Annotated in this window: 18 protein-coding genes and 1 tRNA gene; 6 read left to right on the plus strand and 13 right to left on the minus strand. The window is 55.5% G+C overall.

Annotated features, from left to right (window positions below):
• Position 1 precedes the first annotated feature (1 nt).
• The 3 genes from hmeg3_RS03120 (at position 2) to otnI (ending at position 3084) form a co-directional block, all read left to right on the plus strand.
• Positions 2-646: an aldolase gene (locus hmeg3_RS03120; protein WP_094562441.1), complete on the plus strand. Its 645-nt coding sequence runs from the start codon at positions 2-4 to the stop codon at positions 644-646.
• 233 nt (positions 647-879) lie between these two features.
• A complete protein-coding gene (locus hmeg3_RS03125) occupies positions 880-2211 on the plus strand; it encodes an MFS transporter (protein ID WP_094562442.1) in 1332 nt (443 codons plus the stop codon).
• 66 nt (positions 2212-2277) lie between these two features.
• On the plus strand, positions 2278-3084 hold the full coding sequence (otnI, locus tag hmeg3_RS03130) for a 2-oxo-tetronate isomerase (RefSeq protein WP_094562443.1): 807 nt from the start codon (positions 2278-2280) through the stop codon (positions 3082-3084).
• A gap of 93 nt (positions 3085-3177) precedes the next feature.
• Here otnI and hmeg3_RS24885 read toward each other — a convergent pair whose 3' ends face one another.
• Positions 3178-3333 carry a hypothetical protein gene (locus tag hmeg3_RS24885; protein WP_198361777.1) on the minus strand — a complete coding sequence of 52 codons (156 nt, stop codon included), beginning with the start codon at positions 3331-3333 and terminating at the stop codon, positions 3178-3180.
• A gap of 297 nt (positions 3334-3630) precedes the next feature.
• Positions 3631-3706, minus strand: a tRNA-Phe gene (locus hmeg3_RS03135).
• 195 nt (positions 3707-3901) lie between these two features.
• Between hmeg3_RS03135 and hmeg3_RS03140 the strand changes: the two genes are divergently transcribed.
• Positions 3902-5149 carry an FAD-dependent monooxygenase gene (locus hmeg3_RS03140; protein WP_232511840.1) on the plus strand — a complete coding sequence of 416 codons (1248 nt, stop codon included), beginning with the start codon at positions 3902-3904 and terminating at the stop codon, positions 5147-5149.
• A gap of 104 nt (positions 5150-5253) precedes the next feature.
• The gene (locus hmeg3_RS03145) at positions 5254-6003 is read left to right on the plus strand and encodes a DsbC family protein (RefSeq protein ID WP_094562444.1); all 750 of its coding nucleotides are present in this window, start codon (positions 5254-5256) and stop codon (positions 6001-6003) included.
• Positions 6004-6091: 88 nt separating this feature from the next.
• On the opposite strand, the gene pth is transcribed toward hmeg3_RS03145, so the two are convergent.
• Entirely contained in the window at positions 6092-6673 is a 582-nt protein-coding gene (gene pth, locus hmeg3_RS03150; protein WP_094562445.1) for an aminoacyl-tRNA hydrolase, read from the minus strand.
• Positions 6674-6931: 258 nt separating this feature from the next.
• On the opposite strand from pth, the gene hmeg3_RS03155 reads away from it, so the two are divergent.
• Positions 6932-9283, plus strand: coding sequence for a Tex family protein (locus hmeg3_RS03155; protein WP_094562446.1), 2352 nt, complete (start codon positions 6932-6934; stop codon positions 9281-9283).
• A gap of 185 nt (positions 9284-9468) precedes the next feature.
• Here hmeg3_RS03155 and hmeg3_RS03160 read toward each other — a convergent pair whose 3' ends face one another.
• From hmeg3_RS03160 to pilM, 10 genes are all read right to left on the minus strand, one after another.
• Positions 9469-10218, minus strand: coding sequence for a DUF5610 domain-containing protein (locus hmeg3_RS03160; protein WP_094562447.1), 750 nt, complete (start codon positions 10216-10218; stop codon positions 9469-9471).
• A 261-nt stretch (positions 10219-10479) separates the two neighbouring features.
• Positions 10480-11637, minus strand: coding sequence for an ABC transporter substrate-binding protein (locus tag hmeg3_RS03165; protein WP_094562448.1), 1158 nt, complete (start codon positions 11635-11637; stop codon positions 10480-10482).
• 158 nt (positions 11638-11795) lie between these two features.
• A complete protein-coding gene (locus tag hmeg3_RS03170; RefSeq protein WP_094562449.1) occupies positions 11796-12959 on the minus strand; it encodes a deoxyguanosinetriphosphate triphosphohydrolase in 1164 nt (387 codons plus the stop codon).
• Between the two features lie 70 nt (positions 12960-13029).
• Positions 13030-14754 carry a bifunctional shikimate kinase/3-dehydroquinate synthase AroKB gene (gene aroKB / locus hmeg3_RS03175; RefSeq protein WP_094562450.1) on the minus strand — a complete coding sequence of 575 codons (1725 nt, stop codon included), beginning with the start codon at positions 14752-14754 and terminating at the stop codon, positions 13030-13032.
• A 429-nt stretch (positions 14755-15183) separates the two neighbouring features.
• Entirely contained in the window at positions 15184-16818 is a 1635-nt protein-coding gene (locus tag hmeg3_RS03180; RefSeq protein WP_232511842.1) for a type IV pilus secretin PilQ, read from the minus strand.
• Positions 16787-17389, minus strand: coding sequence for an AMIN domain-containing protein (locus hmeg3_RS25005; RefSeq protein ID WP_232511843.1), 603 nt, complete (start codon positions 17387-17389; stop codon positions 16787-16789). The genes hmeg3_RS03180 and hmeg3_RS25005 overlap by 32 nt, the downstream gene beginning before the upstream one ends.
• Positions 17386-17907, minus strand: a complete 522-nt coding sequence (locus tag hmeg3_RS03185; protein ID WP_157739205.1) for a pilus assembly protein PilP — start codon at positions 17905-17907, stop codon at positions 17386-17388. Before hmeg3_RS03185 ends, hmeg3_RS25005 begins: the two co-directional genes overlap by 4 nt.
• A 29-nt stretch (positions 17908-17936) precedes the next feature.
• Positions 17937-18563 (minus strand): type 4a pilus biogenesis protein PilO, encoded by a 627-nt coding sequence (locus tag hmeg3_RS03190; RefSeq protein ID WP_094562452.1) that lies wholly within the window; start codon positions 18561-18563, stop codon positions 17937-17939.
• Complete coding sequence (locus tag hmeg3_RS03195; protein WP_094562453.1) at positions 18560-19183, minus strand: PilN domain-containing protein; 624 nt, start codon at positions 19181-19183, stop codon at positions 18560-18562. The genes hmeg3_RS03190 and hmeg3_RS03195 overlap by 4 nt, the downstream gene beginning before the upstream one ends.
• Positions 19180-19920, minus strand: a complete 741-nt coding sequence (gene pilM, locus hmeg3_RS03200) for a type IV pilus biogenesis protein PilM (RefSeq protein ID WP_094562454.1) — start codon at positions 19918-19920, stop codon at positions 19180-19182. The genes hmeg3_RS03195 and pilM overlap by 4 nt, the downstream gene beginning before the upstream one ends.
• Between the last annotated feature and the right edge of the window lie 302 nt (positions 19921-20222).

The following is a 20222-nucleotide window of genomic DNA, read 5'->3' on the forward strand; positions in this document are numbered from 1 at the left end:
TATGAACAAAGAGTTCCAACTGCGCGAAGAGATCTGCCGCACCGGCGCCAGTCTTTATCAGCGCGGCTATACCGTCGGATCTGCCGGCAACATCAGCGCGCGGCTGCCGGATGGCGAAGGCTGGCTGATCACGCCGACGGACGCCTGTCTCGGCTATCTCGACCCGGCCAGTATTGCCAAAGTCGATGCGGGCGGCAACTGGGTGTCGGGCGACAAGCCGTCCAAGACGCTGGCGCTGCACCGCATGGTCTACGACAACAATCCGGAGATGCACGGCGTTGTTCACACGCACTCGACTTATCTGGTCAACCTGACCATCAAGGGTGTCTGGTCACAGGACGATGTGCTGCCGCCGATTACGCCGTATTACGTGATGAAGGTCGGTCATATCCCATTGATTTCTTATCGTCGTCCGGGCGATCCGCTGGTGGCGGAACAAGTGAAGCAACTCGCCAACAAGGTGCGCGGCGTATTGCTTGAGCGCCTCGGTCCGGTGGTGTGGGAAAGCTCTGTGTCCAAGGCAGCCTACGCATTGGAAGAACTGGAAGAAACCGCCAAGCTGTGGCATCTGGCAGGCGGCAACGTTGCACCTCTGGATGAGGCTGCATTGCGAGAGTTACGCGAGGTGTTCAACGCGCGCTGGTAGTCATTCAGCGATCCGGATCGGCTCCAACAAAAACAAAAAGCAATCAAACAGGGATGCCGTCCATAACCGGTATCCCGGCGGCAGCATTCACTTTTTTTGCCGGCCAAGCATCAGCCGATTGGGTATCAGTACGTCAGATTTTTAGATTGCCTGCGCATGTTTCATTCAAGCAGGCGCCATAAACCAACGGCCGTGGGAGCGGCTGTATTAAATCAACAGGAGATTGTCGTAGCATGACTGCATCAACCACACTCGGAGCCGAGTCTAAGCCTAACCAGGGTTCCAGCGCCAACGAACAAGAAAAAAAACGCGTCTATGCAAAAGTATTCTGGCGCATCATGCCTTTCCTCATGCTGTGCTACGTCATCGCGTATCTGGATCGCGTCAACGTCGGCTTTGCCAAGCTGCAAATGTCGGTCGACCTCGGCTTCAGCGAAACCGTGTTCGGCCTCGGCGCCGGCGTATTCTTCATCGGCTACTTCCTCTTCGAAGTGCCAAGCAACATCCTGATGCACAAGGTCGGCGCACGCGTCTGGATTGCCCGCATCATGATCACCTGGGGCATTCTGTCGGCAGCCTTCATGTACGTTGAAACCCCGATGCAGTTCTATGTGTTGCGCTTCTTGCTCGGGTTGGCTGAAGCCGGCTTCTATCCCGGCATCATCCTGTATCTGACTTACTGGTATCCATCGCATCGCCGTGCCAAGGTGATTGCCGTGTTCATGTCGGGTATCCCGGTTGCCGGCATTCTCGGCAACCCGTTGTCGGGCTGGATCATGGACGCCTTCCACGGCACCACCGGCATGCACGGCTGGCAATGGATGTTCGTCATCGAAGCGATTCCTGCCGTCCTGATCGGTCTGGCAACACTGGCCTATCTGGACAACGGCATCGCCAAGGCGAAGTGGCTCAAGGACGACGAAAAGAAATTGCTGGAAGACGAAATCATCGCCGACCAAAAGGGCAAGGAAAGCGTGCATTCGTTTGCAGACATCGTCGGCGACAAGCGTGTATGGCTGATGTGCCTGATCTATTTCTGCTTCGTCATGGGCCAGTACGGTCTGACACTGTGGATGCCGACCCTGGTCAAGGCGACCGGCGTGACCGGCAACCTGCACATTGGTCTGCTGAGCGCGATTCCCTTCGGCTGCGCGATCATCGCAATGAACCTGATCGGCCGCAGCGCCGATGCACGCCGCGAACGTCGCTGGCATCTGATCGTGCCTGCCATGATGGGCGCGGTAGGTTTTGTCGGCGCAGCTCTGTTCGCGGATAACACCGCCATTTCGATCGCATCGCTGTCGTTGGCCGCTGCTGGTGTGCTGACCTGCGCACCGTTGTTCTGGTCGTTGCCGACTTCTTTCCTGACTGGTGCTGCGGCTGCGGTTGGTATTGCCGCGATCAATTCGGTCGGTAATCTGGCAGGTTTTGTCAGCCCGTATCTGATCGGTTATCTGAAGGATCTGACGCACAACGGCGCCACCGGCATGTACATGCTGGCAATCATGCTGGTGATCGGTTCTGCGGCGGTGCTCAAAACATCGCCTAAACTAGTCAATAAATAAGCTTTCAACAGATTTATCCGGCGCGCATCCGAACAAGGTGCGCGCCCTCATCCCAAGGAGATCACGATGCTGCGCTTTGCCGCCAACCTGAGCATGATGTACAACGAACATGCTTTCCTCGATCGCTTCGCCGCTGCCGCCAAAGATGGTTTCAGCGGCGTTGAGTTTTTGTTTCCGTATGATTTTCAGCCGGAAGAAATCAAATCGCGTCTCGATGCCAACGGTCTGACGCAAGCCTTGTTCAATGCGCCGCCCGGCGACTGGGCTGCGGGCGAACGCGGCATTGCTTCCTTGCCTGGACGCGAAGATGAATTCAAGCGCAGCATCGACACTGCGCTGAAATACACCAGCGTCATCGGCAACAAGACCTTGCACGTGATGGCCGGCTTGATTCGTCCCGAGCAGGATCGCGCCAAGCATCGCGCCGTCTACATGGACAATCTGTCGTACGCTGCGCACCATGCCGACCTGGCTGGCGTGACGGTGGTGATCGAGCCGATCAACACCCGCAACATTCCGGGCTTCTTCCTGAATCGCCAGGACGATGCGCAAGCCATCTGTGCAGAAATCGGCGCAGAGAATCTGAAGGTGCAGTTTGATTGCTACCACTGCCAGATCGTCGAGGGCGACGTTGCCGTCAAGCTCAAGCGCGACATGGCCGGCGTCGGTCACATCCAGATCGCAGGCGTGCCGGAACGTCATGAACCGGACATCGGCGAGCTGAACTATCCCTATCTGCTCAAACTGATCGATTCGCTGGGTTACAAAGGCTGGATCGGTTGCGAGTACGTCCCTGCGGCCGCGACCTCGGCAGGTCTGGGTTGGTTGCGGGCATTGGCCGAGCAGGGTTTGACTGAACTCAAGCCGCGCTAAGCGGGCTTGCCTGATCAGCTTTGGTCAGGCGGATAGTAAAAAAGCGGAGCGACCATTAAAGGGCGCTCCGCTTTTTTCACTATTGTTTGTCGCTTATCGCGCGTCGGGTTTGACCTGAGCGGTGACGCTATGTTTGGTATGGCATTTGATGCATGTCGCGTAGTGCCAGATGGCACTGGCAGGAATCTTGTAGCCGCTCTTGAGGCCACAAGGGCCGCAGACCAGCTGGCCTTGCTCGGGGATGTTCATGTTGTGTTACTGCGTGATGATGGTTGCTCAAAGTCGCGGAGCCGTCCTGCGGGGGAGTTAATGAAAATCAAACAAAAGCATTAACTAGGGACAACAGTTCACTGACTGGGGCTGATTCTACTCTGGATTGGGAAAGCCTGCCGGAAGGCCCCCGGGTTTTACATTGATCAAGATGGGACGATGTCGGACGCGTCATTTCTTTGTCCGGATGGGTGGGAAAACGTGCATCCCGAAATCACCAAAACGAAAAAGCAGCATTACGTGAGTAATGCTGCTTTCGGGTACAACTTTTATTTTTGGTGGCCCGGGGCGGAATCGAACCACCGACACAAGGATTTTCAATCCTCTGCTCTACCGACTGAGCTACCAGGCCAAGAGGCCGAATTATAGCAAGATAATTTTGGAATGCAAAGGGTGCTTCCACTTTTTTTATAAAAAGTTTGTTTGCCCCTTTCGTTTTCACTATGTCGCCTGCTTGCGAGCCCTTTATTTATGCGGCATTTCCTTGAGTTTCTTGTGATGGAGATCAAGGAAGGTCATACCGTGAAGCCGTTTATAATGCTTTCCCATGAATGGTCATACATTAAATTCCTCTTCGGCCGCCGCTCGCAAGGTGACGGATGCGCAGTCCAGCGATATCTGCATCGTCGGCAATGGTGCGATCGGCAAGACGGCTGCATTGGCTTTGGCGCAAGCCGGCCTGCGTGTCAATTTGCTGGCGCCCGTTCAGTCGCACGCGACTACCGCCGAGCAGGCGAGCTGGGACGTGCGTGTCTACGCGGTGAATCAGATCGCGCGCGATTTGCTTTCTTCCATCAAGGTCTGGGATGCGCTCGATGCATCGCGTGTCGCTGCCGTGGATGGTATGGCAGTCTTCGGCGATGGCGACAATCATGCGGGCAAGCTGGCCTTTGATGCGTACTCGGCGCATGTCGATGCGCTGGCCTGGATTGTTGAAGACCGTAATCTGAATGGCGCGCTTGATGCGGCACTGAAATTTTCTCCCAATGTGCGCGTGACCAACGGTCGCGCTGTTTCGCTGCGCACGGACGCGCAGGGTGTTGAGCTGCAACTGGAAAGTGGCGACGTGCTGAAAGCGTCTTTGCTGGTCGGTGCCGACGGCGGCCAGTCGTGGGTGCGCGGGCAGTGCGACATCGGACTCGATTATCGCGCCTATGGTCAACGTGCCATCGTCACCAATTTTGCATGCGAGAAAGCGCATCAGGGTGTGGCTTATCAATGGTTCACCGCTGCCGAAGGTATTGTCGCCTTGTTGCCGTTGCCGGGTCAGCGCGTGTCGCTGGTGTGGTCGGCGCCGGATGCATTGGCCGAAACCTTGCTGCGTCAGTCCGCTGCACAATTGGCGCAACATCTGGCCAAATATGCCGGTTCCGTTCTGGGCGCACTGACGCCGCTGGAGCCTGAGCTGGTGCGCGATTTTCCGCTGACGCTGGTGAAGCCGCACGCCATGACTGCGGCACGCGTCGCGCTCATCGGCGATGCGGCGCATGTGATTCATCCGCTGGCCGGACATGGCATGAACCTCGGCTTTGCCGACGTTGCCGCGCTGCTTGACGTCATCAGCAGGCGCGAGCCGCAGCGTGATTGCGGCGATGCACGCGTGTTGGGCCGTTATGCACGCGCCCGCAAGGAAGAAGTTTTGCTCATGCAGTTGGCGACAGACGGTCTGGCCCGCCTGTTTGAAACCAATATTGAACCCTTGCGCGTAATGCGTAATCTGGGATTGAACTTGGTGAATCACCTGCCTGTCTTAAAGCGGCGTTTGATGGCCCACGCGCTCGGCAAACGTACTTAATCGATTTAACTTATAGTGTGGGCAGAATTTGCATGAGCCGGCCGGCAGACAAGGTATTGCTGCGGAACCGGTTGCGACGAGACTGTCCTTCCATTGGAATAAACATGAAAAAGATTTTTGCACTTCCCGCCGCACTCTCCGCAGTTGTGGCCGCTGCCGGATTGTTTCTGGCTTGTGTCGGCGGTTCGGCATGTGCTGCCGATACGACCGAGGCCAATATCAAAAAACTGATTGAGCCGCGTCTCGGCGAAGGCGCCAAGGTTGAATCCGTGACCAAGACGCCATACTCCGGTCTTTACGAAGTGCAGGTCGACGGCGACGTGATTTACACGGATGCCAAGGCGCAGTACTTGTTCATCGGCCGCGTGGTCGATTCCCAAACCTATCGCGACCTTACTAAGGAAAAGATTCAGGCGATCAACAAGGTGAAGTTCTCCGACCTGCCACTGGACCTGGCGATCAAGACCGTCAAGGGCAACGGCAAGCGTTTCATCGCCGTGTTTGAAGATCCGAACTGCGGCTATTGCAAGCGCTTCCAGAAGACTTTGCAAGACGTCGACAATGTGACCGTCTATACCTTTCAGTACAACATCCTGGCGCAGGATTCGATCGAGAAGTCGCGCAATATCTGGTGCGCCGCCAATCCAAGCAAGGCATGGAGCGACTGGATGATGAACGGCAAGGAAGCATCGGCTGCGCCGGTATCCTGCAATGCACCGCATGAGCAAGTGCTGGCGCTGGGTCAGAAGATGAAGGTCACCGGCACGCCGACCATCATTTTTGCGGACGGCTCGCGTATTCCCGGCGCGATTGACGCCAAGACGCTGGAGCAGAAATTTTCTACATTGAAGTAATTTTCTGAAGTGTTAAAAACGCCGGCAGCCTGCTTGATGCACGCTGCCGGCGTTTTTATTTGGGCGTCTGGTTCCGTGTGAGGCGAGACTATTTCGCCGCTGTATGCAGCTGCATCATGCCTGCTTCAAACTTACCCTCACACAGCAATGGAATCGCGTCGAGGCTTTTCTCGATGGCCTCATTGATCAAGGCTTGTTCTTCCTTGCGTGGACGATGCAGCACGAAGTCGGCGACAGGCTGTTGCAAGCCCATGGTGCGCGGATGGCCGATGCCGATGCGCAGGCGCCAGTAGTCTTGCGTGCCGAGCGAGGCGGTGATGTCCTTGAGGCCGTTATGCCCGCCGGAGGAACCGCCTTTCTTGATCTTGGCGCTGCCGGGCGGAATATCGAGTTCGTCATGCACGACCAGCACTTCTTCTGGTGCGATCTTGTAAAAGCGAGCCAATGCGCCCACAGATTGCCCGGAACGGTTCATGAAAGTCTGCGGTTCGAGCAACCAGACTTCATTGCCGCTGATGAATGTTTTCGCGGCCAGCGCGTTAAAGCGGGTCTCGCGTGCAAGACGGGTGCTGCCGGCGAGATTGTCTACCAGCCAGAAGCCGGCATTGTGCCGGGTTTGCTCGTATTCCGGGCCGGGATTGCCGAGGCCGACGATGAGACGGATAGACATGCTGTATAAAAAATAACATTAAAGCGGGGATTATCGCGGATATCGAATCCCCTCGTCCAATTGGTGTGAAATTTATGACTGGGTATTGTCAAAAAATCGCCAGAAAATCTCCTCAATCCGCCTCAAACCTAGTGTGCGTCTAGATGCAAGCGATTTATTTCATCTATTTGGCAAGAAATAAGCCCTGTCAAGATTGGCGCATGCGGTTGAATTGCGTATCATCCAACGCTTGTTTTTCAATTCCCGGATTTCATTGTCATGTTGCCTTCCATCGAACAACGTTTAGCTCTTGAACTCGTCGCCAAGCCGGTGCAGGTTGCCGCCGCGATTGCCTTACTCGACGAAGGCGCGACCGTGCCGTTTATCGCGCGTTACCGCAAGGAAGCCACCGGCGGGCTGGATGACATCCAATTGCGCTTGCTGGAAGAGCGCCTGCGCTATCTGCGCGAGCTGGAAAGCCGTCGCGCGGCCATCATCGCGTCGATCGAAGAGCAAGGCAAGATGACGCCGGAACTGCTTGATTCCATCGTCCACGCTGAAGACAAGACCCGTCTCGAAGACTTGTACCTGCCGTACAAGCCAAAGCGCCGCACCAAGGCCCAGATCGCAGCAGAAGCCGGTCTGACGGAACTGGCCGATGCTCTCCTGAACGACCCGATGCTCAATCCGGAAGAAGAAGCCGCCAAGTATCTCAAGCCGGCCTTCACCACCGACAACGGCGACAATCCTGGTGTGGCTGATACCAAGGCTGCGCTGGACGGCGCGCGTCAGATTCTGATGGAGCGTTTCTCCGAAGATGCGGCGTTGCTGCAATCGCTGCGCGAATACCTGACCGAACATGGTGTGGTCGAGTCGAAAGTGGTGGAAGGCAAGCAAGATGCCGGTGAAAAATTTGCCGATTATTTCGACTATTCCGAAACCATCGGCACCATTCCTTCGCACCGCGCGCTGGCCTTGTTCCGCGGCCGCCGTGAAGAAATGCTGACCGTAACCCTGCGTCTGGATACGGAAGAAGAAAAGCCGAAGTGGGATGCGCCGCATAATCCCTGCGAAGGCCGCATTGCTGCGCGTTTTGGCGTGAGCAACAAGGGCCGTCCTGCCGACAAATGGCTGGCTGACACCGTGCGCTGGGCGTGGCGCGTGAAGGTCTTCATGCATCTGGATACAGAACTGATGACCGGCCTGCGCGAGCGCAGCGAAGCGGAAGCGATCAACGTCTTCGCCCGCAACCTGAAAGATCTGTTGCTGGCCGCACCTGCAGGTCCACGCGCTACCATGGGTCTTGACCCAGGACTGCGTACCGGCGTCAAAGTGGCGGTGGTCGACGCGACCGGCAAGGTAGTCGACACCACGGCAATCTTCCCGCATCAACCGCGCAATGATTGGGAAGGCTCGCTGCACACGCTGGCCAAGCTGGCCGAGAAGCACAACGTGTCCTTGATCTCCATCGGTAACGGCACGGCATCGCGTGAAACCGACAAGCTGGCGCAAGATCTGATCAAGATGCGTCCTGAGTTGAAGCTGACCAAGATCGTCGTATCGGAAGCCGGCGCATCGGTGTATTCGGCATCCGAATTTGCTTCGAAAGAATTGCCTGATCTGGATGTGTCGATCCGCGGCGCAGTATCGATCGCACGTCGTCTGCAAGATCCGCTGGCGGAGTTGGTCAAGATTGATCCGAAGTCGATCGGCGTGGGGCAGTATCAGCACGATGTCGGCCAATCGCAACTGGCGCGTTCGCTCGATGCCGTTGTCGAGGATTGCGTGAACGCCGTGGGTGTGGACGTCAATACCGCATCGGCGCCGTTGCTGGCGCGTGTGTCGGGTCTGAATGCCGCTGTCGCACAAAGCATCGTGTCGTATCGCGATATGAAGGGCATGTTTGCTTCGCGGGCTGCATTGCGCGATGTGCCTCGCCTGGGCGACAAGACGTTTGAACAGGCCGCAGGTTTCTTGCGCGTGATGAACGGCGAAAATCCGCTGGACGCTTCGGCGGTTCACCCGGAATCGTATCCGCTGGTAGAAAAAATCCTGGCCGATATCAACAAGGACGTCAAAGGGGTGCTGGGTGAAGCCGCATTGTTGAAGTCCTTGAGCCCGACCAAGTATGCCGATGAAAAATTCGGTGTGCCGACCGTGACCGATATCCTGAAAGAGCTGGAAAAACCAGGTCGCGATCCACGTCCGGAATTCACCACTGCGACCTTCAAGGATGGCGTGGAAGAAATCAAGGATCTGCGCCCTGACATGATTCTGGAAGGCGTGGTCACCAACGTGGCAGCCTTCGGCGCCTTCGTCGATATCGGCGTGCATCAGGATGGTTTGGTACACATTTCGGCGTTGTCGAATACCTTCGTCAAGGATCCGCACACGGTGGTGAAAGCCGGGCAGGTTGTGAAAGTGAAAGTGCTGGAAGTCGACGAGAAGCGCAAGCGTATTGCGCTGACGATGCGTTTGTCCGATAGTGCGCCGGTCGCCGGCAGCAAGCCGGAACAGCGTGGCGATCGCAACGACGCGCGTCGTTTGTCGCAGCATCAGGGCCAGCAATCACGTCAGCAAGCGCCTGCGAATAACGCCATGGCGGCAGCTTTCGCCAAGCTGAAGGGCTAAGCCTGCTACCAGAATGTTCAGCGTTTTTTTGGAAAACGTTGAATTGTTGTGAAGCAGGGGCAAAGAAAAAGACGCGGCATGCCGCGTCTTTTTTTACGTCTATCCGTCTATTTTATTGCGCTGATTCTATATTCTGTATTGGCTCGTTGCTTCCAACCAGCACTGCAGAATCGAGCAACATCGAATTAATAATTGATGACTTCGGTCCGACTCGCTGTGATTGAAACAGAAACTGAAACTGTTGTGGTTGTGGAGCTGCTGCCGTCGCCGGTTGCTGGTGTCGAGCCGTCATCGGTGGTTGGATTCTTGATCGATGCGACGAAATCGGCGATACCTTTTTTGAGGATCTCGTATGTCTTGTCAATGTTGCTGGCGATATCGCCATTGAGTACATTCAGTCCCGACAGGATGCCGCGCGCTTCGCTGAAGCCCTGGTCGACGCCTTTTTGAATCAGGCTCATGAAATTATCGAAGGCAGCGTTATTGTCGGTGCCAGTATCGGAGCCATCGGTCGCATCCGTGCCATCCGCGCTCTTGGAGTTATTGAGGCTGAACATCTGGAATGTGCTTTTGATAAACGACAGAATGCGTCCTGCAGTCGCTTCAGGGCTGTTGTCCTGAGACGCTGCGTTCTGGATTGCATTTTCACCAAGCTGCGGCTTTAGAATGTCATTGAGGTTTTCAATGGCTGACTTGTAGACCAATGCCAGCGGATCATTCTGTGAGCTGATCGATACCTCCAGAGATGCCTGCAGAATCGATGCATTCAATTGCTGTTTTGCAATTTCGGGAGTCAATTTGGTTTGTGTAGCGCCATCGGCGCCGTTAGTCGTACCAGTGCCGGTCGTGCTCTCAGCGGCGTCCGTATTGGCCGGCAGGTTGGTGGTCTGTGGGATGGTGCTTAAAGTATTGATGTCGGTGGTGCTGATTGCCATGGCAGTCTCCTGTACAAGGACCGCACAAAAGAGAGAGAAATACGGCAGTCCATCCCCAACTTACGGCATCAGAAAAAGAATCTGAAGGTCAGAAAGTCATTTTTCGATGTAGGACTTTGCGCGTAGATGCGAGACAATACGTATCGCTTTCAATGAAATTGAAGAATTTTCCATGAAAAAGCCTAAACTTCCTAAGGTTTGGTATCCCCTTGCCGGCATCGTGAACGATTGTTTCTTTCCTTGCCTGAGAGGAATGTCGCACTAATTCACGATGACGCCTGCTTTTCCTACGGTCGTCAAGTCGACGTAGGTTGAACCCTGGTGGTTTGTGCTCGAAAAATTGATGGGATATCCATCGTTCTTATAATTCTTGCCATTGAGATTTTCCAAAGCGGCAATCAATTTTTCGCGTGTTGCGTGAGGACCTGCGCGTACCAGACCTTCGGACAAAACTTTGGCGGCGATATAACCTTCCAGGCTCAAATAGTTGAATTTTTTGATGCCTGCCTTGGTCATGGCTTTTTGATATTCACCGACAATCGGCAGCGCTGCCTTCCAAGGAAAGGGGACTATCTGCGTGATGAGCATACCGGTGGCGGCGTTTTCAAGTTCGTCCGTCAGCAAGGGGCTGCACACCAGCGAGGCGCAATAGAAGTAGCCGAGGTAGCCCTTGCTACGCAGACTTTTGATCAGCGAGCTGCTGAGGTCATTCGAAATGCTCATGAGCATGACGACATCAGGTTTGGATTGCAGAAGATTGTCTGCTGTTTTTCCGACGTCCATCCCTAAACCGCTTTCGAAGGAAACCAGTTGAATATTGGCTTCGGCGGTCAGGCTCTGCATCAATGCGCGATGCGGAAGGCCGGCAGTGTCGTTGAAAATAGCTACCCGTTTCAGACCAATTTGGGCGAAACGCGGCAGCAGGTGGCGATACTCGTCGACATAACTCGCACGAATGGTAAAGATGTGGCGATTAAATGGGGCATAGAGCAGTTTTGCACCTGACACCGGGGCGAAGTAGGGAATTCTCTGCGCGGTAATGAAAGGCAGAACGGCCGCCGCAGTTTTGGCGCTCACGTAACCAAACAGGGTTAGCGCCTTTTGCTCGTTGACTAATTCCTCTGTGTTTTTCAATGCCAGTTCAGGATTGTTTTTGTCGTCCATCGTCAGCAGGCGGACAGGCCGTCCCTGAATTCCACCACGTGCATTGAGCTGGGTGAAATAGACATTTGCACCCAGGATGAACTGACGCGAAACCTGAGAATAGATGCCGCTCAGATCGGTGGACTGGCCGATGACGATCGCGTTGTCCGGAGGGCGTTCATCGACGGCGCTTGCAGGCCGAAAAGTAAGTGCGCCGAGAAGAAAAATGACGATTGCGCCAAGGTGGCGACTCTGGTGCTGAGCGCGTTTCTGCATGATTGCCTCCTGATTGAATATTCTTCCGCAGTCGAGACGTCGAAAAAACAGTCGCTAGATGGTAGCAATCGAAAGAGGCTGCGCAACGAGAGGAGTTGAAATAGTCAGAAAAAAAGAAATAGATTTGCAGACTATTAAAAATTATTCTGAATTTCTTACTAAAGTTCTTCCACCATGAACAGACGGCGGTGTTCGCGCATGGCATAGCGATCCGTCATACCTGCGATGTAATCAGCTACCTTGCGGGCCTGGCGTCGACGCGTATCGTCGTCTTCGCTGCTCACCTGCGCTGAAACCTGATAGTCCGGCGGCAGCAGGTTGGGTTGAGAAATGAACGCATGGAACAACTCCGCGATGATCCGGCGCGCCTTGCTGGTCATGCGATTGACCTGATAATGGCGATACAGATTCTGGCGCAGGAAGCGTTTGAGTATCGCTGCTTCCTCTTTCATCGCTTCAGAGAAGGCGATGAGTGGCGCCGCATTGCGTACGTCGTCGATGCTTTTCGGATCGACGGCGGCGATGTTGGCTTGTGACGTGTGGATCAAGTCGACGATGAGGGCATTGATCATCCGACGCACTGTTTCATTGATGGCGCGGCGACCGGTGATGCCGGGAAAGGCTTGCGCTGCTTCGCGCTGATGGCGCGCGAAGAAATCCACTTCGCCCAGTTGCGCCAGCGTCAGCAGGCCGGAGCGCAAACCATCATCGATATCGTGATTGTTGTAGGCGATCTCGTCGGCGAGGTTGGCCAGCTGCGCTTCCAGTCCAGGTTGTTTCTTGTCGATAAAGCGTTGGCCGATCGCGCCGAGTTGCCGTGCGTTGGGCAGCGAACAATGCTTGAGGATACCTTCGCGCGTTTCGAAGGTCAGGTTGAGACCGTCAAAAGCGCCATAGTGTTGTTCCAGATCATCGACCACGCGCAGGCTCTGGAGATTGTGTTCAAAGCCGCCGAAGTCCTTCATGCAGCTGTTGAGCTCGTCCTGGCCGGCATGGCCGAAGGGTGTATGGCCAAGGTCATGCGCCAGTGAAATGGCTTCCACCAGATCTTCATTGAGTCGCAGATTGCGCGCGCAGGATCGGGCGATCTGCGCGACTTCGATACTGTGGGTGAGACGCGTACGGAACAGGTCGCCTTCATGATTGACGAAGACCTGGGTTTTGTATTCGAGGCGACGGAATGCTGTGGAGTGAACGATGCGGTCGCGGTCGCGCTGAAACTCCGTGCGCGAACCGGGCGCTGGTTCCGTGAAACGCCGTCCTGCCGATCTCGCTGCATGTGCGGCATAGGGAGCTAATTGGAGCGGCGCGTCTTGGGTCATGTCAGGAACTCATTTCATGAAGGTTCTTCAATGCAGCACAAAACAGGGACAGCGAGACAGAAAATCAGTTTCAATTCTCCGTGCATGCTGCCAATGTCTGCAGCAGGATGTCTTGCGGTACGCTGGTGATCAGTGGCTGACCGAGCGGTTTGATCAGGATGAACTTGATCTGGCCACCTTCATTTTTCTTGTCGACTTCCATCAGTTCCAGCCAGCGCTGTGTACCGAGATTCGGTGCGACGACCGGCAGGCCGGCAGCGTTGACCAGCGCTGTCAGTCGATCCTTGGTGGCGATGTCGATGAAGCCGAGGCGTTGCGACAGATCGGCCGCCATCACCATGCCGCAGCCGACGGCTTCGCCGTGCAGCCATTCGCCGTAGCCGAGGCCTGACTCGATGGCGTGGCCGAAGGTATGGCCGAAATTGAGAATCGCGCGCAGGCCGCCCTCGCGTTCGTCCTGACGCACGACTTCGGCTTTGATTTCGCAGGAGCGCTGGATTGAATACGCCAGTGCCGCATTGTCTTTGGCGACAAGCTTGTCGATGTTGGCTTCGATCCAGTCGAAGAAGGGGGCGTCGATAATGGCGCCGTGCTTGATGACTTCAGCCAGTCCCGCCGATAGTTCGCGCGCCGGCAGCGTGTGCAGCGTCGCGGTATCTGCGATCACGGCTTGCGGCTGATAGAACGCGCCGATCATGTTTTTGCCGAGCGGATGATTGATGCCGGTCTTGCCCCCGACTGAGGAGTCGACCTGCGACAGCAACGTGGTCGGGATCTGGATGAAAGGCACGCCGCGCATGTACGACGCCGCGGCAAAGCCGGTCAGGTCGCCGATGACGCCGCCGCCCAGTGCGATCATGGTGGTCTTGCGATCGCATTTTTCAGCGAGCAGGACATCGAACACTTTCATCAGGCTGTTCCAGGTTTTTTCTTCTTCGCCGTCCGGCAGCACGATAGCTGTTACCTGCTTGCCTGCGTCTTCCAGCAGTTTCTGCACCTGTGCCAGATAGAGCGGGCCGACCTTGTCGTTGGTGACGATGGCGGCGCGCTTGCCGGCAACGTGGCGCGTCAGCAATTCGGGATTGGACAACAGGCCGTAGCCGATGGTGATCGGATAGCTGCGTTCTCCCAGGTCAACTTGCAGGGCAATGGTGGAATGGGTAGATGCAGTCATGGTGGATTCAGCTGAAATGATGTTAATTGATGCAAATGCAGATGCAGATGCAGTAGTCGCAGGGCTTTCAGGCTGAGCCTCTGCCATTAACATGTCGGCAGTCGGCTTCGGCGTGAGTTCAAGCTGACTCAGGATGGATTGCACCAGAAATTGTACATTCGGGCGGCCGGTTTCAATGACGAAGTCGGCGACTTCACGGTAGTAGGGATCACGCTGACGCGACAGTTCTTCGAGCTTGCGGCGCGGATCCGCTGTTTGCAGCAGCGGCCGGTTTTTGTCACGGCCGGTGCGCTGCAGAATCTGATTGATGCCTGCGCGCAGATAAATCACGGTGCCGCGCTGCTTGAGGTATTCACGTGTTTCGGCGCGCAGAATGGCGCCACCACCGGTGGCAAGAACAATATCTTGCTGGGCGCTCAGTTCGCGGATAACGTCGGCTTCTCGCCTGCGAAAACTTTCCTCGCCTTCGATCTCAAAGATCACAGGAATGGTTGTGCCGGTACGCGACTCGATCTCGTGATCCGAATCGACGAAGCGCTTATTCAATTTTTTCGCCAGGGCACGCCCTATGGTTGTCTTGCCGGCGCCCATCAGGCCGACAAGAAAGATGCTTCCACTCATACTAGAACTCATTTCATCAATATCCATGAGTGCGAACGATCCTGTTTGGGATGTAGTGCAAGGCGCGTCGCGCAGCCAAGGTGGCTTGGCAAGCGGCGCAACGCAGCAATACGCCCAAACAGGACGTTCCCTCCGGGTTCTTACTCAAAGAGGCACTGGCTGCGTTGCGCTCCTTGCGTGGCACCGCCACGCGACGCGTCGCACGCCTTGCCAGTGCCTCTTTGAGTAAGAACGCATCTCACGGATATTCATGAAATGAGTTCTGGGTTCGCTGCGGGATTGTCCGAAGGCCTGTTGCGTGCGGGAGGCAAGCATGTTCTTTGCATGTTTTGTGCGCCTTCCCAAGACAACGGGCTGCAACCGACGATTTTACCGTCTGTTGCAGTGTTGTCGTGAAAATATCGGGAAAAAGATGGGTTGAGGCCGGTTTCAGCGTGAAAAACGCTGATCCAGCACGATTTTTGGCGTCAGGAAGATCAGTAATTCCGTTTTGTCATCGATTCTGCTGGTGTTTTTGAACAGATTGCCCAGAACGGGAATGTCGCCCAGCAAGGGCACCTTGGAGACCGCCGTTGACTGAGTCTGGGTATATATCCCACCGATGACGACGGTGCCGCCATTTTCGACCTGTACCAGGGTTTTGACGTGTTTGGTGTTGATGGCCAGACCGCCTGGCGTGGCTGTACCGCGGCTATCCTTGTTGATATCAACACTGAGAATGACGTTGCCGTCAGGCGTGATTTGCGGAGTGACTTCAAGTTTGAGATTTGCCTTTTTGAACGCTGTCGATGTCGCTCCACTGCTCGTGGCTTGTTGATAGGGAATTTCTTCCCCTTGCTCAATCAGGGCGGCTTGCTGGTCGGCCGTGACGACGCGGGGACTGGAAACGATTTTTCCCTTGCCGTCCGCTTCCAGTGCCGACAGCTCAAGGTTGAGAAAGCGATTTGCTGCGGCATTGAAGAGGCTCAGCGCGAAGCTGCCGGCGTGAGCGCCGCCGATGGCAGACGCCGGCAAATTGACTGCGTGGTTGTTGGCATAGGACGCCGGTGCGGCCGGTGTCAGTCCCGCCAGTTCTCCCACGCTGTTGTAGGTGTTGCCTGCGGCGAAACCATTCGCCTTTGCCGAGAAGCCGAGGCGCACACCGAGATTGCGGCTGAATGAATCATCGGCTTCGACAATGCGCGCCTCGATCAATACCTGGCGTGACGCGATGTCCACTTTTTCCAGCAGCTTGCGGATGTTGTCGAGCACGGTCGACGTATCCGTGATGAATAACTGATTAGTCCGTTGATCTACCATGGCACTGCCGCGTCGCGACAGGATGCTGTTGTGACGGTTGCCGTGAACGGCGTTGCCGCTATAGCCGATGTTGTCGGCATGGCCGCCGTCATCGCTGATGCCGAAGGCTTTACGAAATGCTTCGGCTTTCTGATAGTTCAGCTGGAACACTTCTGCACGCAAGGGTTCGAGGTCGGCGATTTGCGCACGTTGTTCCAGCTCCAGTTTTTCCTTGGACAGCAACTCGGCGTGCGGCGCTACCCAGATGACGCCTCCGTTGCGGCGCATATCCAGCCCGCGCGCCTGCAGCACGATATCCAGCGCCTGATCCCATGGAACGTCTTTGAGCCGCAAGGTCAGTGCGCCACCGACGCTGTCGCTGGTGATGATGTTGAGGCCGGTGAAGTCCGCGATGACTTGCAGGATGGCGCGTACTTCAATGTTTTGGAAATGCAGTGACAGTTTTTCACCACGATATTGCTGCGTACGTTTTCCCTTGTCGGAAGGGGCATGCAGGTCAATGACCAGTTGCGTGTCTTTTTGATAGGCGTTGTATTCCCACGTTCCTTCGGCATCGATCAATATGCGTACATTGGATGCCTCTTGCGTGCTGAGTATGGTTCGTACAGGCGTGCCGAAATCGCTGACATCTAGGTTGCGGTGCAGAGATTCCGGCAAGCCTGTGTTGCTCATTTCTGCGATCAACTGCTTTCCCTGCTGCCGGATATTGAGCATGGTGGATGGGCCGGGAAGATCAACAATGATGCGGCCTTCCCCTTGAGGCAATGTTTTTTAACATCGGCAGATCTTGTGCCGGCGGCGGTATTGCGTTGGGCCGCGCTGCGGACGACGGGCGAGACTCAATCCGGAGCAGCAGGATATTGCCCTCAGTGCTGAGGGTGTACGGCATTGCTTGTCCGAGCATGAAAACGATCCGGCTGCGCTCTTCCGATTGCGCGATGGCGTAGGAACGCAGGGTATGCAGATTGACGGGCCGATTCGATGTCTCTGTTGCATTGTCGGTAGCGGGAATATCGATCGCGATGCGTGCCGGATTGGCCGTGGAAAAATGCGATGGTGATGATGCAGGCGCCTCACGCAGTCTGATGCGTACCTCGATGTATTTTCCTGCTTCCACCGCGTCGACGGCGAGAATGGCATTTCGTGTATTTTGTGCCTTCGCTTCGAAAGCGAAGCTGTAGTTCAACAGTAAGGATAAAGCCAGCGAGGCTAGCAAAGGAGGTCTGAGAGGTATAGCGACAAGGGAGCCTGTCACATGACGCAAGATATAACGAAATGCATCACGTAAGTCGAGTTTGAATTTAGATGCTCTGTAGATGTTGGGGTACGTATTCATTTTCCAGAGCCTTGTAACGTCATTGTCGTCTGGCGATTTGTCCAGCGCCCCTTTGCGGCAGGCAGGAGTTCTTCCAGTTCGATTTCGCTATCGGAGATGCGTCGGATCATGCCGAAATCTTTGCCCACGTAGTCACCGATGTGCGCCATATAAACGATTCCATTGGCGCGAAGTAATGCCTGGTGGCGACCGTCTCGGGAAATTGTTCCGACCATTTGTATGGACTCCAGGGGAAAGTCTTCCAGAGCTTGCATGCCTCCTCGTTGTTTCGGTCGAGCCCGCACCGTGTCAGACTCGGCGGCGTCGGTGGGCGCGATAGTCTGGACGCGGCCGAAAGGTGTGTGGTCAGTGTTCGCGCGGTAGTGCAGTGGCAGGAATGTTGGCGAAGAAATTGCTTGTTGCGGCATTACCGTTCTAGTGCTGCGCAGGGTATCTATCCATGCTTGCAGCTGCACGGTTGTTTCGCGGTCCGCACAAGCGCTCAAGCCAGTGACGGATATCAACATCAGCATGCTCATGAGCGCGCGCTCACATTGAATTCGCCGCTTCATTGCAGACTTCTCGACAATGCGTCGCTGTTCTCGCTGGAGTTGGTTGCCGTAGCACCCCGGTGATAGCTCACCGCCACGACGTCCATGACGACAGCGCCGTCGCTATTCATCGCGAGCTGCAAGTCGTTCAACGTGACCATGTATGGCATGGCCGCGACGTCGGCAGTGAAACTTCCCAGCGCGTGATAGTCGCCGCTCAGTCGCATGCCGATGGCGTAGCTTGTGTAGTCTGGGTTGATCTCCACCTGTCCGGGTCTGATGGATTCAAGCATCAAGCCATGCATTCGTGCTGCTGCCGCGATGTCTTGCAGCAGTGTGTTGCGTTCTTCCTGCGCGACGAGATGCTGCTGCAATTGGCGTAGTGCATCGTCCGCTTGCTGTTGCTGTTGATGCAGGACCGGCAAGCTGGCAGCGGTGTTGATTTTGCTTGCGTAGGTGTCTTTCAGCGCTTGTTTTTCCTGCTCATATCTGTCCATGCGAGCCATGTCGGGTTGCAAATGGAAATGCCATCCCAATAAAACGACTAGCGCCAATGCGCCGATGCAGGTCAGGGCTTGCCCGAACCACGGCCATTCTGCGGGATGTCCCGCAGGTAAAAAATGTTCCGGTCGCAAGCTGATCATTGCGCCGCTTTGCTGCCGTATGGGGGCAACGGCGATGATGCTGACAAGGGTAAGCTTGCTGTCCTTGTCATGATCTCTGCAGTGATGACAAAGCGATGAATAGTGCTTCCTGGAATGTCGCTCCCCGATTGCGGATGTGCGGCGCTGATTTCCGTCAGCGCGACATGCGTGAGCATGCCGCCGTGAAGATTTGCGACGAACTGCAAGATGTCCGCAGGTGTAGAAGCGTTGCCGCTGAGCGTGAGGTGTGCGGCTTGCTGTTGCAAAGTCTGCAGATGCACGCTGGATGGCGTCTGGTCTGCCAGCGTTTGCAGTAGCTGAGTCGTCTGATTTTGTCGCAGGCGTAGCGTCATCATTGTTTGTCTTCGCTGCGTCAGGTCGGCAATTCTTGCTTGCAGGATTCTGGCATCGTTCAATTCCGTATCGAGCTTGCCGTGTTCCAGTTGAAGTGTTTGCACAAGCAGGCTTTGTTGCGTGACCTGGTGATCGAGAATCATCCCGATAGCCAGCACGGCGATTACACCGGTCAGCATGAAGCCGCCTAACCACCCATAGAAACGCTGTTGCCGTGCCTTCTTCTCGATATGTCGATGTGGAAGGAAGTTGAGTTTTACTATCATTCAAACCCTCGCAACGCCAGTCCACAAGCGACCAGATAAACGGGAGCCTCCGCATGCAATTGTGCGGGATCGATGCCGGCCGCAAGGGTCATACCGGCAAACGGGTTTGGTATCTGGCTTACATCGCCGATGGGTTGCCGGCTGGGGGCGGCACTATCGTTTGTCGTGATGCTTGCACCGGCGAACTGCAATGCCCTTTGCCTCGCGTAAATTTCGGCATCGGCGACGGTTGTGCGAAGGCCGAGCGATTCTGCAACAGCCACGCGGTCTTCAACGCAGTCTCTGCGCGCTGCGGCGACCAGCATAGTGATCTGATCGGAAGTCGTTGTCGGCGGACCCATGGTACAAAAATCGATGCACGCGTCGGCAACGTCATAGCCCAGCAAAGCGGTGATGTGTTCTTCTGCAAGTTTCTCCCGCTGACTTTCGCTATTCGCCTGATCCGTCGGGAAGATATGGACGGTTACTGCGCTGGAGGGAATGCCGATTGCGGCATTGTCTGCCTTGAAGTTCAATCGTTGCCACAAACGGTGCGCTGCGGCCATGACGTGCTCAAGATCGTGAATGTCGTCGTCGTCGACGGCCCCATCGATGAGATGTTCACTGCCATAGTTTTGCAGGTTGAAAGTGCCCACCTTGTTGCGAGACAGCTCCACAATGCGCACGGCTTCGCGGCCGATATCGATGCCGACGAAGCGGGAGTTTCGCAGCCGGAGGCGCCGCACGAGCTCAATCACGCTGACTTTCCACAGGTTTGGGGTTTTTTATCAACACGATCAAGGCAATCAAGGTAAGCAGGGGGAACCGGACGATGATGGTAAATAATTATCATTATTGCAACATGCGGCATCCTAGCAACAAGATTTATTGTCTGTAAAGAAATTTTCTTTCAAGTAATAAAAATCGTTTTACAAGACAAAAGAGAAACTTATTGTCGAAAATGCTCTCAGAACACCGGTTCTCATCCGCCGTCGCGTCGGCAAGTGCATGTCGGCGCTCTGCCCGGATCGGGATTCCTCTCGATTGCCGGACGATTGCT

Source organism: Herbaspirillum sp. meg3 (assembly GCF_002257565.1).
Lineage (GTDB): Bacteria > Pseudomonadota > Gammaproteobacteria > Burkholderiales > Burkholderiaceae_D > Herbaspirillum.